A 14,960-nucleotide genomic window follows, 5' to 3' on the forward strand; every position below is an offset into this window, starting at 1 on the left:
TGGTCAGGGCCCCTGCGCAGCTATGTGGACAACTCCGCCTGCGGCTGAAGCCCAGCGGCGGAACGGGTCCAGCAGGGTAGCGAGGGGATTTGAAACCGGCCTCAGCCAGGAAAAGCGGGATCGATCGGGCCCTTGATCTGTGGCGACCAACCGTTGCCGAGCCGCTGGAAGATGCCCTCTCCGGACTGGACGTAGATGTCGTCTGCACCGTTTCCGGCGCTGATGGCAACCAGCCCGGGCCAGGGCGCCAGCTGCTGCGGCTGCCCGGAGGTGAGCGAGAGAAGTTCCGGCGTGACGTTGGCCCCGGCTGCCCCCTTCATGACGACAACAGAGGTGCCATTCACCCACACCCCCTGGTCGGGATCGCCGGCAGTGGCCAGGGTGATCGGGGGTGTCAGTTCGCGCGGGGTGCCGTCGCCGGCGCGGATCACGCCCGTCACCTGCACCTTGGATTTCCCGTTCTGTTCAGAGATGACCAGGGCGCGCACGCCGTCGCGTGAGACGCGGAATTCCTTCACCGTCCGGCCGGCAAGCCACGACGGCGCCAGGGTCACCGACGGGACGGGCGCCCCCTCGGCCACGCCGGTGGGGTGAAACGCCACGACTTCGGTGGCGCCGGAGCCTCCCGGGCCGGCCGTCCACACCCAGTCGCTGACGCTGAAAGACGGCCTGCTGAGGGTGGTTCGGGTGGTCAGGGCACGCGCAGGTTGCCCCGGGCTGATGCTGTAAAGGGTGGTGCGGCCCTCGTTGAGGAAGGCTGCGGTCTGCGACACCGGAGATTCTGCGGGATAGCGCGGGTTGAGGGCCGAGACCGGCTGCATGTCAGGCAAGGGTGAAACCCGGTTGTTCTCATAACGCACCAGTTCGTTGCCGCTGATGGCGATCTGGCGCGACGGAACGGTCCTGTCCAGCACGGGAGGAAGGACCGACCCGTTGTCCTCCACGCGAACCAGGTCCTGGTTGGCGCGCAGTTCAACATTGACCACATCCGGCTGGCTGCGGAAGGTCAGGGTCAGCTGCATCTGCATGCGCAGCCGGTCCTCCGCCGAGGTTTCCGTCAGTTCCTTGGCGGTCAGGTCCACCTGCGCGGCCCCGGAGACCACCGGGACGGACTCACGGGCCAGCTTGATGCCGGAGGGGAACGCGCTGGCGACGGCGCCGCGAAGGTAGGGCGCCGGACCGGACAGCAGCGCGCTGGTCATCGCTTTGACGGTCTTGTTCTTCAGGAACCAGCGGACGTCGGGGATGGCGTAGGTAAAGGTGGGGTCGTAGAAGTAGATGGGATACGCGCCGTAGATCACTTTGAACGTTTCCTCGGCGATGGCGGTCCCGTCAGGAATTGCGGAGATGCGCCACTCGCCGTCCACCTGGGTCACGGTCACGGGAATACGTTCCACTGTGCCCGGCGGCGATTGGGTGGCGATGCCGTCAGCGTCCACCGTGTAGGAGACATCCAGCTCATAGTTGAAGACGTTTTCGGTGTCCGTGGGGACGACGCGCGCCTCGCGGTAGACGAGTGCGCGTTTGTCCGGTTTCCAGGACACGGCCGATGCCTGTGTCAGGTACTGTCGTGCCACCGCGTAGTCATCCTCGTAGCCGCTGCCGGCCCGGTAGAAGTAGTCGATGATGGTCTCGGGTGACGCGCCGGGCTGCGGCGCTGCGGGCAGGAAGACGGGTGCACTGACGTTGCCTGCACTGCTTTCGCTGCTCTTTCCTACCGGCCCGGAGGTGGGAATCCGTGCGCAACCCGCCAGGAGGACCATCAGCAGCGCAAGCAGCGCCGCGGGGTACCTGGCATGGCGCACCCCGGCCCTCATGGTGTCTCCTCGGGGGACTGGACCGGGGCAGGCGCGGCCGCACCTGCCTGCAACAGCAGCATGTTCTTGTAGTCCTGTTCCGCGGGGATGGTGCCCGGCGCTCCGGGTATGGTGGCGTCCTTCGGTTCCAGTTGGAGGGGCGACTCGGTGATCACACCGTCTTGGCGCAACGGCAGGGTCAGCCGGAAGTTGGCGCCGTCGCCCTTCCTCCCCCACGCCTGCAGCCAGCCGTGATGCAGCTTGGTGTCCTCCATGGCAATGGAGAGCCCCAACCCGCTGCCTCCCGTCGTGCGGGCACGGGCAGGATCGGCGCGCCAGAACCTGTCGAAGACCCTGGCGGCCTGGGCCTGGTCCATCCCGATGCCGTGGTCCCTGACGGCAACGCCTACGGCGGTGTCATTCACCGCAACGGTGACGGTCACCGGCCTGCCCTCACCGTGTTCCACGGCGTTCAGGATGAGGTTGCGCAGGATGCGGTCGATCCGCCGCGCGTCCATTTCCACGATGACGGCGTCTTTGGGTGCCGTAAAGAGGATTTCCGATCCGTACTCCGCGGCCACCGGGGCGGCGCCTTCGATGACGTGGGCAATGACTTGGGTGAGGTCCTCAGGTTCAGCATCGAGGACTGCGACGCCTGCATCGAACCGGCTGATTTCGAGCAGGTCCGAAAGGAGCGACTGGAACCGTTCCACCTGGTTGTAAAGCAGCTCGGCGGACCGTTTGTTGATCGGATCGAAATCGTCACGGGCGTCATAGAGCACTTCCGCAGCCATCCGCACCGTGGTCAGGGGCGTCCTCAGCTCGTGCGAAACGTCCGACACAAAGCGCTGCTGCATCTGCGAGAGCGTAGCCAGCTGGGTGATCTGCTCCTGCAGGCTGGCCGCCATGTGGTTGAAAGAGGCCCCAAGGCGGGCCACTTCGTCCTCACCCTTGACCACCATGCGCTCCTGCAGTTGCCCGGCGGCGAGTTTTTCCGAAACCATGGCGGCGTGGCTCACGGGGCTGACCACGTTGCGTGTAACGTACCAGGCCACGGCGCCGATCAGCAGGACCAGTACCGCACCGCCGGCCCAGAGGACGCTTTGGATCTCATTCAGTGTTTGCTGCGCGGTGTTGAGGTCGTAGATAAGGTACAGCTCGTAGACGGTGCCGTTGAAGGTGACCTTGTTGCCAACGGCGATGCCCGGCCGGTCCTCGGTCCCCACCGGGATGACGGTGGAAGCCCAGTACTGGTCCTTGCCCGACTCCTGGACAGCCTTGCGCAGGTCCGGGGGAATGACGCTGACCGTCAATTGGTCGGACGCGCGGGACTCGACCCAGCGGTTGCGGGGCTTTGTCTGGTTTGGCATCGCCTCAAAAACGTAGCGGCGTTGGATGACCGAACCCCGGCCCTCCACGGCGCTGAGGGTGTCGGAGACCAGCGTGATGACGCTGGACTGGTCGGTGACCTGGGCGCCGTCGAACGTCTCCTGCACCTGCTTGACGTTGTAGCGCGTCTCAGACTCCGCTTGCGTCAGCCGCTCCTGGAAGAGGTTGTTGGCGATCTGGTTGGACAGGTATGCCCCGACGACGGCAAACGATGTGACGGCCAGCATCAGCGTGGTGAGGACGGTTCGGAACTGCAGCGACCGCCGCCAGCGCTGCTGCAGTGCCCGGCCCAGGTACCTTAGCCCCGGAAGGAACCGGCGGACACCGGTGCCGACCAGCCGTGCCACGCGCAGCGCCACGATGAGGGCACGGCGCTGCCAGATCCGGGCGCGGAACGCCACATGCCGAAGGCCGGGAACGGGTGTGCTGCCGGGCCCAGACACGTCATGCGGTTCGCCGGCCGGGGAAATCCCGTCCTGGGCGGCGGGGTCAGACCCCTGCTTTGTAGCCGACACCACGCACCGTCAATACAACTTCCGGGGCCTCCGGGTCCTGTTCGATCTTGGACCGCAGGCGCTGGACATGGACGTTGACCAGGCGGGTATCGGCGGCGTGGCGGTAGCCCCACACCTGCTCCAGCAGCAGCTCCCGGGTGAAGACCTGCCATGGCTTGCGGGCCAGCGCCACCAGGAGGTCGAACTCCAGCGGGGTCAGGGAAATCCGCTCGCTGCCCCTGCTGACGGTGTGGCCGGCGACGTCGATGGTGATGTCCGCGATCTTCAGCGTTTCGGGGGCCTTCTGGTCGCCGGGGCGGAGGCGGGCGCGTACGCGTGCCACCAGTTCGGCGGGCTTGAACGGCTTCGGCACGTAGTCATCGGCACCGGATTCCAGCCCGCGAACGACGTCGGAGGTATCGGACTTGGCGGTCAGCATGACGATGGGGACATCGGACTCGCCGCGAATCTGCCGGCAGACCTCGATGCCGTCCATGCCGGGAAGCATGAGGTCGAGCAGGACAAGGTCGGGCCGCGATGACCGGAAAATATCGAGGGCCTGGGCGCCGTCAGCGCAAAAGACCGGCTCGAAGCCGTCATTACGGAGGACAATTCCAATCATCTCGGCCAGCGCTTCGTCATCATCTACCACCAGAATGCGTGCCTTCATAGCTATATATTCCCTTATCGGGATGGGTTTGTCGTGTTGAGCGGCCTCCCGGCATGGCGGGACACTAGGCCGCCCGACGCCGGAACTATAGTCTTGGGGTCATGCCCAGCACGGCCGGTGCGCACTTTCCGGTGCGCGGCCCGTGGGCAGGCGGACTGGTATGGGGGAGGAAATCAGTGTCACCACATGAGCCGGGTCACGGGAACCCGCCGGAAGAACGGGGCAAGGACCGCGGCGACGGCGACGGCGGCCCCACCGGCACAGGCGCTGGCATTCCTGGGCGGACCGCCCGGGATCAGCCGTGGGCGGCTCCGGCAGGACAGCCAGGCAATCCCCAGCAACCAGGCTGGCCGGCACCGGCGTGGAACGGAGATGGAACGTGGCAGCAGCAGCCCACGCAGCCGCAGCAGTGGCCGCAGAACGCGCCCTACCCGAGCGGGGAAACCTCACGCCCCGGAGGGACCTATCCCGGAGCGCCCTATGCCGGGCAGCCCTACAACGGAGCACCCTATGCCGGGCAGCCCTACCCGGGCTCCCCCTATTACCAGCCGCCCCACTACGCCGGCCCTTTTGGAGCCAGCCCTTACGGGCAGGCCCGCTACGTGGCCCCGCCTAAACCAGGCATCATTCCCTTGCGTCCGCTGATGTTCGGGGAAATCCTGGATGGCCCGGTCCGTCCTGAACCGTCCCACCGGCTTCCGGCGCATGCTGTCCCTGGTGCGTCCGCGGATCGGGGCGCTGGCCGGGCTCGCGGCGGTGCTGGTGGCGGCGGCGCTGGCCGCCATGGCGCTGTTCTTCGCCCTCATCGTCCTCCTGTTCTCCAACGTCCGGGGTGCGGCGGCCCTCCTGGTCATCCCGCTGATGTTCGGTTTCGCCGCCGTGTTCCTCTGGGTGGCGATCAAGCTCATGGTGGCACCTGCCGCCGTCGTCATCGAAGAATTGGGCGCCCTTGCCGGACTTCGCCGCTCGTGGGAACTGACCCGGACAAACTGGTGGCGGATCCTGGGCATCACCCTGGTGGTGGGAATCCTGGTCGCTGTCATCACCCAGGTGGTCCTGATCCCGGCAAGCCTGCTGCCCACGGTGCTGTCCGGGGTAATCTCGCCGCATGGCGGCAGCGGCCAGGACGCAACGCTGACCGTTGCCGTCAGCATCATCACCGCGGTGGTCGGTGCGCTGGTGGGCGCGGTGGGCTACGCGTTCCAGACGTCCGTTATGGCACTGCTCTACATGGACCTGCGCATGCGCAAGGACGGGTTGGATATCGCGCTGCTGCGCGACATGGAGACCGGCGCCGATCCTGACGGCATCCCCGGCCGGAAGGCCATCGCTGCGAACCCGTACCCCGGATACGGAACGGCGCCGGGAGCATGGCCCAATGGCCGTTGAACCGCCGGTGCTGCCGGGTGCCGACGAAGCACAGCGGTGGGCAGCAGAAGAATTGGCCAAACCTGAATACCGGGACGCTGCCCCGTCCTGGCTGGACAGCTTGTGGCGGAACTTCCTGGACTGGCTGCAGTCCCTGGACGGCTCCCCAGGCGAGGCGGGTCCGGTGCCCAGCCCGGTCATTGCGCTGGTCATTGCCGCGATAATTGCGGCCGCGGTCATCCTTGCCCGTCCCCGGCTGAACGCCCGGGTCCGGCAGGCCAGGGACGTCTTCGAAAGGGAAACCGTCCTGACCGCCGCGGACTACCGGAACCGCGCTGAAACCGCAGCCGCAACCGGACAGTGGGGGGACGCCGTCGTCGACCGTTTCCGCGCGATGGTCCGCAGCGCCGAGAACCGGACCATTCTTGATCCTCAGCCTGGCAGGACCGCCGATGAGGCCGCGAACGCATTGTCCGTGCCATTCGCCGGTGAAGCCGGGCGGCTTGCCCGGGCGGCAGCTACTTTTGACGGCATCCGTTACGGGAGCCGCGCAGCGGGCAGCGCCGACTACCAGGACATGGTGGCCCTCGATGCCGCACTGGACGCCACCAAGCCCGCCATGGGCATGGTGCCGCTGCAATGAACGGGCCAGCGACCACCGGCGCCGGGACGGCACAGGAAACACGGCAGTCCCCCGGCGCGCCAACGGTGGGCGGAAGCCTCCGGGCCGCAAGGTTCCTGGCCTGGCTGCGGCAGCACCGTGGCATGGCCGCAGCCGCGGTCGTGGTGGCAGGTGCGCTCGCCCTGATCATCGGCACGCAACTCGCCCCCAAGGGTGACACCCTCCCCCTCTCCGTCCACAACGCAGGGCCGGAGGGAGCCAGGGCGCTGGGCGAAATCCTGGGCCGGCACGGAGTTTCGGTCCGTACCCCCACCCGGTTCGACGCGGCGCTGGAGGACCTGCATTCAAGCTCCTCCCCCACCCTCCTGCTCTACGACAGGTACGGCGTCCTGGACGCACAGCAGCTGGCCGGCCTGGTGTCGGCTGCCGGCCGCGTGGTGGTGGTGACCCCCAGGCTGGAGACCCTTGCCGCCCTTGACAGCGGCATCCACCAGGCCGGCGTCGTCCCGGATGCCTCTCCGGTCCTCAACCCCGGTTGCGCCTACCCTGACGCCGAGGCAGCGGGACAGGTGACAGGCGAGGGAGGATTTGTTTACGACGGCGGCACCACCTGTTACCGCGCGGCAGGCGCCGCCGGGATGCTTGCCGTCAGCGCTGACGGACGGCTGGCCGTGCTGGGCAGCACGGCTGTCCTGGGAAACGACAAACTGGACGAGCTGGGAAACGCTGCGCTGGCGGTCCGGACGCTCGGCGCCTCGCGGGACCTCGTCTGGTACCTGCCTTCGATCGAAGACGCAACCGCGGACGGCTCCGGGAAAACCCTCGACGACCTCGCACCGGGTTGGGCCCGTTTCCTTGGCCCCTGGCTGCTGGTGGTGGCGCTCGCCGCCATCGTATGGCGGGGCCGCAGGCACGGTCCGCTGGTGTTCGAGCCGTTGCCGGTGGTGGTCAAGGCTGTTGAGACGGCAGAGGGACGGGCACGGCTCTACCAGGACTCGCGTGCCGTCGAGCAGGCCCGGGACAACCTGCGGGCCGGCCTGCTGGTGCGGCTCGCCCGAAAACTGCGCCTTGGCCCGGGCGCCACCGCCGAGGAAACGATTGCGGCGGCGGCCCGGCTGCTTGGCAGGGATGCCGCCGGCGTCCGCATGTTGATTAACGAACGCCCCACAACTGAAGCCCGGCTGGTGGCCTGGTCCCAGGCCATGGACAAACTGGAGAAAGAGGTCATGACCCGATGAGCGAACAGAGCAGTGGCCCGGGAATCCTGAACCCCGTGGACCCCAACGTCCCGGCGGACGACGACGGCGCCCGGCAGGCGCTGCTGGCTGTCCGGCGCGAGGTGGCAAAGGCCGTGGTGGGTCAGGACGCCACAGTCACTGGCCTCCTGATTGCCCTGCTTTCGCAGGGCCATGTGCTGCTGGAGGGCGTACCGGGTGTTGCCAAGACCCTGCTGGTCCGGGCCCTTTCCTCCGCCTTGAGCCTGGATACCAAGCGGGTGCAGTTCACTCCGGACCTGATGCCGGGCGACGTCACCGGGTCGCTGGTTTACGACTCCCGCACGTCCGACTTCAGCTTCCGGGAGGGACCGGTCTTCACCAACCTCCTGCTGGCAGACGAGATCAACAGGACACCGCCAAAGACCCAGGCTTCGCTCCTGGAAGCCATGGAAGAACGGCAAGTCTCCGTGGACGGGCTGTCCAGGCGGTTGCCGGCGCCGTTCCTGGTGGCAGCAACACAGAATCCGGTGGAATACGAGGGCACCTATCCCCTCCCCGAAGCACAGCTGGACCGGTTCCTGCTGAAACTCACCATGCCCCTGCCCGGGCGCGGTGAGGAGATCGAGGTGATTCGACGCCATGCCGCCGGATTCGATCCCCGGGACCTGGCAGCAGCAGGCGTCCGGGCGGTGGCGGGCGCGGAAGACCTGCAAGGGGCGCGGGAAGCAGTGGCCCGGGTAGCGGTGGAGCCGGAAATCATCGGCTACATCGTGGACCTGGTGCGTGCCACCAGGGCGGCCCCCTCCTTCCAGCTTGGCGTCTCACCGCGAGGCGCCACTGCCCTGCTCAACACCTCCAGGTCCTGGGCCTGGCTCTCGGGGCGTCCGTTCGTCACCCCGGACGACATCAAGGCGCTGGCCCTGCCATGCCTGCGGCACCGGGTGGCTTTACAGCCCGAAGCCCAGATGGACGGAGTGAGGGTGGACGACGTCCTGGGCAGCATCCTGGCATCCGTCCCCGTTCCCCGCTGATGGCCATCTCGGGGCGCTTCGTGGCAGTGGTGCTGCTGGGCCTGGTGCCGGTGCTGCTGTTCCCGGGATGGCCGACCATTCTCACCACGACCGCCGTGCTCGCTGCCATGCTGGGTACCGACCTGCTGTTTGCCGGGTCCCCCAAGGGGGTGGCCGCGGTACGTGCGGAACCCCAGAACGTTAGCCTCGACAACGCGGTAGAGGCGGCCCTCACGCTCCGCAACGGAGGTTCCCGCCGGCTCCGGGGCTCGTTCAGGGACGGGTGGCAACCCTCCGCCGGGGCGCAGGACCCGGTCCAGGACATCGACGTCCCGGCCGGCGAAAGCCGACGGTTCGCTGTCAGGCTCCGGCCGGGCCGGCGCGGGGACCTCAAGGCACCCCACGTGACAATAAGGTCGTATGGTCCGCTTGGCCTGGCAGCCAGACAGCGGACCATCGATTGCCCCGGCTCGGTGCGGGTACTGCCGCCCTTCCATTCGCGCCGGCACCTGCCCTCCAAGCTGCGTAAGCTGCGCGAACTCGATGGAAAGGCCGCCGTCCAGATCCGCGGAGCCGGCACCGAGTTCGATTCCCTGCGGGACTACGTCCGCGGCGATGACGTGCGGTCCATCGACTGGCGCGCCACGGCACGGCGTTCCTCCGTGGTGGTCCGCACCTGGCGCCCGGAACGGGACCGGCGGGTGGTCATGGTCCTGGATACCTCCCGCACGTCCGCGGCGAGGATCGCCGACGAAACGCGGCTGGACACCGGGATCGAGGCTGCGCTCCTCCTGGGCGTCCTGGCCGAACGGGGCGGCGACCGGGTGGACTTCCTGGCCTTTGACCGCAGGACCCGGGCGCGGACCGGTTCCGCAGGCCAGGGGAACATCCTGGGCCGGCTGGTCCAGGCCATGGCGCCCCTTGAAGCCGAGTTGATCGAGATGGACTGGCCGGCGGTGCCGGCGCAGGTCCGCGCTGTCTCCGCGCACCGGTCCCTCGTGGTGCTGCTGACCTCACTGGACAGCGGAGCGCCCGAGGAAGGGCTGCTGCCCGTGGCCGAGCGGCTGGCCAGCGGGCACACCGTGGTGGTGGCTGCCGTCCGTGACCCGCAGCTGGGCACCATGCTCCGGGAACGCAGCGACGCCACCGGCGTGTTCCGGGCGGCTGCCGCCGAGCGCGCACTCCTGCAGCGCGCCGCGGTTACCGCGGAACTGCGCCGCTACGGCGTCGAGGTGGTGGACGCGGAGCCGCATGACCTGCCGTCCCACCTCGCTGACATGTATATCCGGCTCAAGGCTGCCGGTAGATTGTGAAACCGGAGGCAGACAGCGCCGCCGCAGCCAACAGGAGGTCCACGTCATGAGCGTCCCCATTTACCGGCAGGCCCTGGGCACGGAGTTCTCCCGGCTGCAGCCCGAGCTTCAGGAGTACTTCTCGCTGGCCCCGGGTTCCGGACAGTACGGGCTAGGGGAAGGAACGTTCGACGTCGTTGGGTGCCGCCAGCGGTGGCTGCGCCCATTGCTGGGGCTGGCCGGCCGCGAAGAAGCCTTTTTCCCAGAATATGGTGAGAACATCCCGTTCCGGATTGAAAACCACGCCCACCAGGATCCGTTCGGCCGCTCCAGCCTCACGGCGCGCCGGGAAATCCGGTTCCCGGGGCGCACCAGGCTTTTCCAGGACACGACAAGCGTCACCAACCGGGAAGGCAGCCCCCAGCTGGTGGACTACGTCGGACGCTACCGGCGGCTGGTTACGGACCTGAACCTGAGCGTCACGGCCGAAGGCAGGCTGCGTGGCGTCTCGGAGGCGTCGAGGCTGTTCGCAGGCCCGTTCCGGGTCCCGCTTCCGGCTGCACTGGACGCCAAGGCCTACGCCGAGCAGTGGTGGGATCCGGCCGAGGGCAGTAACGGGCGGCACCGCATCCAGGTAAAGGTCATCCAGCCGCAGATCGGCCTGGTCCTGGTGTACGCAGGGGCCTTCGACTACCGCCTGCGTCCTTATGTCGGCGGCAGCTCCGCCCAAAGCTTCCTCCCCCGCTACGCCCAGCCGGACCGCTGGGAGAACAGGGTCTAGCTACCCCAGCGCCTGCTGGTTCAGGCCGTCCGCCACCTGGGTGAGCCTGTTCAGGACGGCAGTTGCTTCTGCTGGTGTCTTTGCGGCCAGCCCTGCCGAAGGCGTCACCCGGACTGCGGGCAGCAGTGAAGGCGGCAGTCCCAGCTGCCGCCACGGCCGCCAGACTGCCTCCACGCAATCGGCAACCCTGGGCAGCGGACCGACGGCGGCCACCTCCAGGGCGCCGGCCCAGAATTGCTTGCCGGCCTCCACCGCTCCGGCCACCTGTTCCCATTGGCGGTTGGTCAGGGCCTTCAGCGGCAGCGCGACGCCGTCGGCACCGGACGTGAGGGCCAGCTCGATCGGGGCTTCGATTTCAGGGAACGACACCACAACTCCAGCGGCGCCTGCCCCGCGCAGGGCGTCCATCACAATGCGCCAGGACTCACGTACTTCCGATGCTGCAACTGCACGGAGGGTACGGTAACCGCTGGCCGTCGGGATTGTGCCGGCCAGCACGGCGGCGATGGCAGGTTCGTCCACCTGCACCACCAGCCGGGCGCCGGGAACGGCCGCTGCCACACGGGTGAGGTAACCGCCAACTCCGGCTGCCAGCGAGGCTGCCAGATCCCGGCGGGCGCCGTGATCCAACAGCGCGCGTTCACCGTTGTGTAGGTACAGTCCGGCAGCAAGGCTCAGCGGTCCCACCAGCTGAACCTTCAGTTCATCCGGCGACACGTCTTCGGCGCCCGCGACGTCGGCCAGGACGTTCAGGTCGGTGGACAATGCCGATGCTGCCCGGCGCATGTCCTTGCCCGGGCGGTCTACGAGCCGCCAGCCGTGCGGCTGGACATCCACAGCGAGTTCTTCCAGGAGGGAGGCTGTGCGGCCCAGGGCGTCGGAACCGACACCCCGGTCCGGCAGTTCGGCCAGGAAGGGAAGGTGCGGGCTGCCAAGCTCGCCGCGGATGATGCGGGTGGCTTCCAGCGGGTCGTCACCCGGCCACGTCCCCAGGGCGGTGGCGGTGACTTCCCTGGCTGTGGCTTCTTCCTGAAGGGGCGCGGCCGGAAGCCTGCTGCCCCCTGGTTCGTGCTGTTCCCGGCTCACGCCAGCGCGGAGGTCTGCGGCCGCTGGCCTGATGAGGCCTGGTGGTCCTCTGCGATCGCCTCGTGGTGGCGGATCACCTCACCGATGATGAAGTTGAGGAACTTCTCCGCGAACGCCGGGTCAAGGTGGGCGTCCTCGGCAAGGCGGCGCAACCGGGCGATCTGGGCGGCTTCACGTCCGGGGTCACCGGCGGGGAGCCGGTGGGCCGCTTTCAGGAAACCCACCTTTTGCGTGGCCTTGAAGCGCTCCGCGAGAAGGTAGACCAAGGTGGCATCAATGTTGTCAATGCTGGAGCGGATGGACAGCAGTTCAGCCATCACCGATTCGTCCACGTGGCCTGCAAGCGAGCTGGCGGAGGGATCAAAATCGTCGGCGCCAGGAGAGCTGGGGGTGTGCTGCGTCATGGCTCCAGTCTATGGGAGCGGAGGGAGCCGCCGCGGGTGTGAAGCGCCGGTGCCGGCCGTCTGCCGGTACCGGCGCTTCGTGCTGCGGCAATCCCGGGGTCAGATGCCCAGGAGTGCCCGGTGTTCCTCGCGCCGTTTTGCCTGTTCAGCCGGGTCAGGCACGGGCAGGGAGGCGATCAGCCGCCGCGTGTAGTCATGCTGCGGGTTGCCCATGACCTGGCTGCCGATCCCCTGTTCCACGAGCTTGCCCTTGTACAGGACGCCGACCCAGGAAGACAGGATGTCGACCACTGCCAGGTCGTGGCTGATGAACAGGCAGCCAAAACCAAACTCCTCCTGGATGTCCCTGAACAGCTCCAGGACCTTCGCCTGGACCGATACGTCCAAGGCCGACGTCGGCTCATCAGCGATCAGCAGCCGCGGGTTCAGGCTCAGGGCACGCGCCAGCGAGGCCCGCTGCCGCTGGCCGCCGGAGAGTTCGTGCGGGTAGCGTCCCGCGTACGACGCCGGCAACTGGACCGATTCCAGCAGCTCACCGACGCGCTTGCGCGCCTGGGCCGGGCTGGGATTTGTGTGGATGACCATAGGTTCGGCGATGCATTCCCCGATGGTCAGCTGCGGGTTAAAGGAGGCGGCGGGGTCCTGGAACACGAAGCCGATGTCCTTGCGGAGCGGCTTGAAAGTGCGTTCGCGAAGGTTCAGCATTTCATAGCCGAGCACCTTGAGGCTTCCGCCGGTGGTCCGGTTGAGCCCGGCGATGGCCCGTCCGATCGTGGTCTTCCCGGACCCCGATTCGCCCACCAGGCCGAAGACCTCACCCCTGGACAGGGTGAAGCTGACGCCGTCCACGGCCTTGAAGGCCGGCGTCCCGAGCCGCCCGGGATACTCGATCACCAGGTTGTCGGCAGCAACCAGCACTTCCTCGTCCTGGTAGCGCCGCTCGGTGAGGCCTTCCGACGCCGAGTTCCGGCCAAGGTGCGGCACCGCGGCAAGGAGGTTCCGGGTGTAGTCCTGCTTTGGTTCAGCGAACAGGGTGTTCGCCGGGGCTTCCTCGACGATGTCGCCCTGGTACATCACCACCACGCGGTCCGCCAGGTCCGCCACCACGCCCATGTTGTGCGTGATCAGCACGATGGAGGTGCCGTACTTGTCCCGCAGGTCCCGGAGGAGTTCCAGGATTTCCGCCTGCACGGTGACATCCAGGGCGGTGGTGGGTTCATCAGCCACAATGAGCCCTGGGTTCAAAGCCAGGGCTGCGGCGATCACCACGCGCTGCTTCTGGCCGCCGGAAAACTGGTGCGGGTAGTAATTGACGCGGTGCTCAGGGTCGGGGATCCCGACTTTGCCCAACGCTTCGATGGCACGGGCCTTGGCTTCCTTCGCGGATACCCGCCCCCCGCCGTTGGCATTGGCGTGGGCGCGGATGCCCTCGGCGATCTGCCATCCCACGGTGAACACGGGGTTCAGGGCGGTGGATGGTTCCTGGAACACCATGGCCACATCCCGGCCGCGGATCTGGCGCAGCCGGCCGGGGCTGAGGCTGATGACGTTGGTGCCGTTGATCAGCACCGCACCGGAGCTCACCGCCGTTTCCGGCAGCAGGCCCAGGATGGTCTTGGCGGTGACCGTCTTCCCGGAACCGGACTCCCCCACGATGGCGAGGACCTCGCCCGCTTTGACGTCGAGGCTGACATCCTTGACGGCGTACACATCGCCGCCGTCCGTTGCGAACGTGACCTTCAGGTGATCGATATCGAGGACTGTCTTCCGGTCCGGATCCTGCCGGCCGGGCACGGGATCACTGCTGATGGTCATTGTGCTCTCACTTCCAGTTCAATTGCCGCCTGCGCGGCGGAGGGACCACCGTCATCCTTGCGGCCCGACCGCTTGCGGCCGCGGAGCCGCGGATCGTTGAGGTCGTTGATGCTCTCGCCCACCAAGGTCAGCCCGAGGACTGTCCAGACAATGGCCAGGCCCGGGAACAGCCCCGTCCACCAGATGCCGGACGTGGTGTCCGCGAGCGCCTTGTTCAGGTCGAAGCCCCATTCCGCCGCCGAACTGGGTTCGATGCCGAAGCCCAGGAAGCCCAGCGCCGCCAGGGTCTGGATGGCTTCGGAGGCGTTGAGAGTGAAGATCAGCGGCAGCGTGCGTGTGGCGTTGCGGTAGATGTGGCGGGTCATGATGCGAATGTTCGAGGCGCCCACCACCTTGGCCGATTCGACGAAGGGTTCGGCCTTGAGCCGGATGGTCTCGGCGCGGATCACCCTAAAGTACTGCGGGATGAACACCACGGTGATGGAGATGGCCGCAGCCATGATGCCGCCGAACAGGCTGGACTGCCCGCCGCTGATCACGATGGCCATGACGATGGCAACCAGCAGTGACGGGAAGGCATAGATCGCGTCCGCCACGACCACCAGGATCCGGTCAAGCCAGCCCCCGATGTAACCGCTCACCAGGCCAAGGATGACACCGGCAAAAATGGAGAGCACAACAGCCACGATGATGACCAGGAGAGCCGTTTGGGTTCCCCAGATGACCCGGGAGAGGACGTCGTATCCGCCCACCGTGGTGCCGAGGAGGTGTTTGCCTCCAGGTGCCTGCTGGGTGGGGAAACTGCCGTCGGCATCCGACAGCTGCGCAAAGCCATAGGGCGCCAGCAGTGGGGCGGCCAGCGCGGTAATCAGGAAGATGCCGGTGAGGGCCAGGCCCACCACCAGCATGAAGCGTTGCAGGCCGACGCTCTTGTTGAAGTGCGAAATAACCGGCAGCCGCCGGAACAGGGGGGCCCGCGGGTTGGTGACGGGTTCAAGAGTTGTATTGGCGGACAT

At 67.4% G+C, this 14,960-nt stretch carries 13 protein-coding genes; 6 read left to right on the plus strand and 7 right to left on the minus strand.

Going from position 1 to position 14,960, the window contains the following annotated elements; all coding sequences use genetic code 11:
- Positions 1-101 precede the first annotated feature (101 nt).
- The 3 genes from NIBR502770_RS10825 to mtrA form a co-directional block, all read right to left on the minus strand.
- Complete coding sequence (locus NIBR502770_RS10825; RefSeq protein WP_141181927.1) at positions 102-1,817, minus strand: LpqB family beta-propeller domain-containing protein; 1,716 nt, start codon at positions 1,815-1,817, stop codon at positions 102-104.
- A complete protein-coding gene (gene mtrB, locus NIBR502770_RS10830; protein ID WP_246839650.1) occupies positions 1,814-3,586 on the minus strand; it encodes an MtrAB system histidine kinase MtrB in 1,773 nt (590 codons plus the stop codon). The genes NIBR502770_RS10825 and mtrB overlap by 4 nt, the downstream gene beginning before the upstream one ends.
- An 88-nt stretch (positions 3,587-3,674) precedes the next feature.
- The gene (gene mtrA / locus NIBR502770_RS10835) at positions 3,675-4,349 is read right to left on the minus strand and encodes an MtrAB system response regulator MtrA (protein WP_141159962.1); all 675 of its coding nucleotides are present in this window, start codon (positions 4,347-4,349) and stop codon (positions 3,675-3,677) included.
- A 663-nt stretch (positions 4,350-5,012) separates the two neighbouring features.
- Between mtrA and NIBR502770_RS10840 the strand changes: the two genes are divergently transcribed.
- The 6 genes from NIBR502770_RS10840 to NIBR502770_RS10865 are packed head-to-tail and all read left to right on the plus strand — an operon-like array spanning position 5,013 to position 10,639.
- On the plus strand, positions 5,013-5,738 hold the full coding sequence (locus tag NIBR502770_RS10840) for a hypothetical protein (protein WP_246857245.1): 726 nt from the start codon (positions 5,013-5,015) through the stop codon (positions 5,736-5,738).
- A complete protein-coding gene (locus tag NIBR502770_RS10845; protein ID WP_141181928.1) occupies positions 5,728-6,360 on the plus strand; it encodes a DUF4129 domain-containing protein in 633 nt (210 codons plus the stop codon). Before NIBR502770_RS10840 ends, NIBR502770_RS10845 begins: the two co-directional genes overlap by 11 nt.
- A complete protein-coding gene (locus tag NIBR502770_RS10850; protein WP_141181929.1) occupies positions 6,357-7,577 on the plus strand; it encodes a DUF4350 domain-containing protein in 1,221 nt (406 codons plus the stop codon). The genes NIBR502770_RS10845 and NIBR502770_RS10850 overlap by 4 nt, the downstream gene beginning before the upstream one ends.
- Positions 7,574-8,587, plus strand: a complete 1,014-nt coding sequence (locus NIBR502770_RS10855) for a MoxR family ATPase (RefSeq protein ID WP_141181930.1) — start codon at positions 7,574-7,576, stop codon at positions 8,585-8,587. The genes NIBR502770_RS10850 and NIBR502770_RS10855 overlap by 4 nt, the downstream gene beginning before the upstream one ends.
- Complete coding sequence (locus tag NIBR502770_RS10860) at positions 8,587-9,879, plus strand: DUF58 domain-containing protein (RefSeq protein ID WP_141181931.1); 1,293 nt, start codon at positions 8,587-8,589, stop codon at positions 9,877-9,879. Before NIBR502770_RS10855 ends, NIBR502770_RS10860 begins: the two co-directional genes overlap by 1 nt.
- Before the next feature lie 46 nt (positions 9,880-9,925).
- Positions 9,926-10,639 carry a DUF4166 domain-containing protein gene (locus NIBR502770_RS10865; protein ID WP_141181932.1) on the plus strand — a complete coding sequence of 238 codons (714 nt, stop codon included), beginning with the start codon at positions 9,926-9,928 and terminating at the stop codon, positions 10,637-10,639.
- Here NIBR502770_RS10865 and NIBR502770_RS10870 read toward each other — a convergent pair whose 3' ends face one another.
- From NIBR502770_RS10870 to NIBR502770_RS10885, 4 genes are all read right to left on the minus strand, one after another.
- Positions 10,640-11,632, minus strand: a complete 993-nt coding sequence (locus NIBR502770_RS10870; protein WP_141183395.1) for a hypothetical protein — start codon at positions 11,630-11,632, stop codon at positions 10,640-10,642.
- Between the two features lie 89 nt (positions 11,633-11,721).
- Positions 11,722-12,129: a chorismate mutase gene (locus tag NIBR502770_RS10875; RefSeq protein WP_141159956.1), complete on the minus strand. Its 408-nt coding sequence runs from the start codon at positions 12,127-12,129 to the stop codon at positions 11,722-11,724.
- Between the two features lie 99 nt (positions 12,130-12,228).
- A complete protein-coding gene (locus tag NIBR502770_RS10880; protein WP_141181933.1) occupies positions 12,229-13,944 on the minus strand; it encodes an ABC transporter ATP-binding protein in 1,716 nt (571 codons plus the stop codon).
- A complete protein-coding gene (locus tag NIBR502770_RS10885) occupies positions 13,941-14,960 on the minus strand; it encodes an ABC transporter permease (protein ID WP_141181934.1) in 1,020 nt (339 codons plus the stop codon). Before NIBR502770_RS10885 ends, NIBR502770_RS10880 begins: the two co-directional genes overlap by 4 nt.

Source organism: Pseudarthrobacter sp. NIBRBAC000502770 (assembly GCF_006517815.1).
GTDB lineage: Bacteria > Actinomycetota > Actinomycetes > Actinomycetales > Micrococcaceae > Arthrobacter > Arthrobacter niigatensis.

What these genes read in the sequence shown, in the direction of transcription:
- mtrA (WP_141159962.1), bottom strand. Translation starts at nt 4,349, where the DNA reads ATGAAGGCACGCATTCTGGTGGTAGATGATGACGAAGCGCTGGCCGAG.
- NIBR502770_RS10880 (WP_141181933.1), bottom strand. Translation starts at nt 13,944, where the DNA reads ATGACCATCAGCAGTGATCCCGTGCCCGGCCGGCAGGATCCGGACCGG.
- NIBR502770_RS10885 (WP_141181934.1), bottom strand. Translation starts at nt 14,960, where the DNA reads ATGTCCGCCAATACAACTCTTGAACCCGTCACCAACCCGCGGGCCCCC.
- NIBR502770_RS10855 (WP_141181930.1), top strand. Translation starts at nt 7,574, where the DNA reads ATGAGCGAACAGAGCAGTGGCCCGGGAATCCTGAACCCCGTGGACCCC.
- NIBR502770_RS10865 (WP_141181932.1), top strand. Translation starts at nt 9,926, where the DNA reads ATGAGCGTCCCCATTTACCGGCAGGCCCTGGGCACGGAGTTCTCCCGG.
- NIBR502770_RS10840 (WP_246857245.1), top strand. Translation starts at nt 5,013, where the DNA reads ATGGCCCGGTCCGTCCTGAACCGTCCCACCGGCTTCCGGCGCATGCTG.
- NIBR502770_RS10875 (WP_141159956.1), bottom strand. Translation starts at nt 12,129, where the DNA reads ATGACGCAGCACACCCCCAGCTCTCCTGGCGCCGACGATTTTGATCCC.
- NIBR502770_RS10845 (WP_141181928.1), top strand. Translation starts at nt 5,728, where the DNA reads ATGGCCGTTGAACCGCCGGTGCTGCCGGGTGCCGACGAAGCACAGCGG.
- NIBR502770_RS10860 (WP_141181931.1), top strand. Translation starts at nt 8,587, where the DNA reads ATGGCCATCTCGGGGCGCTTCGTGGCAGTGGTGCTGCTGGGCCTGGTG.
- NIBR502770_RS10850 (WP_141181929.1), top strand. Translation starts at nt 6,357, where the DNA reads ATGAACGGGCCAGCGACCACCGGCGCCGGGACGGCACAGGAAACACGG.
- NIBR502770_RS10825 (WP_141181927.1), bottom strand. Translation starts at nt 1,817, where the DNA reads ATGAGGGCCGGGGTGCGCCATGCCAGGTACCCCGCGGCGCTGCTTGCG.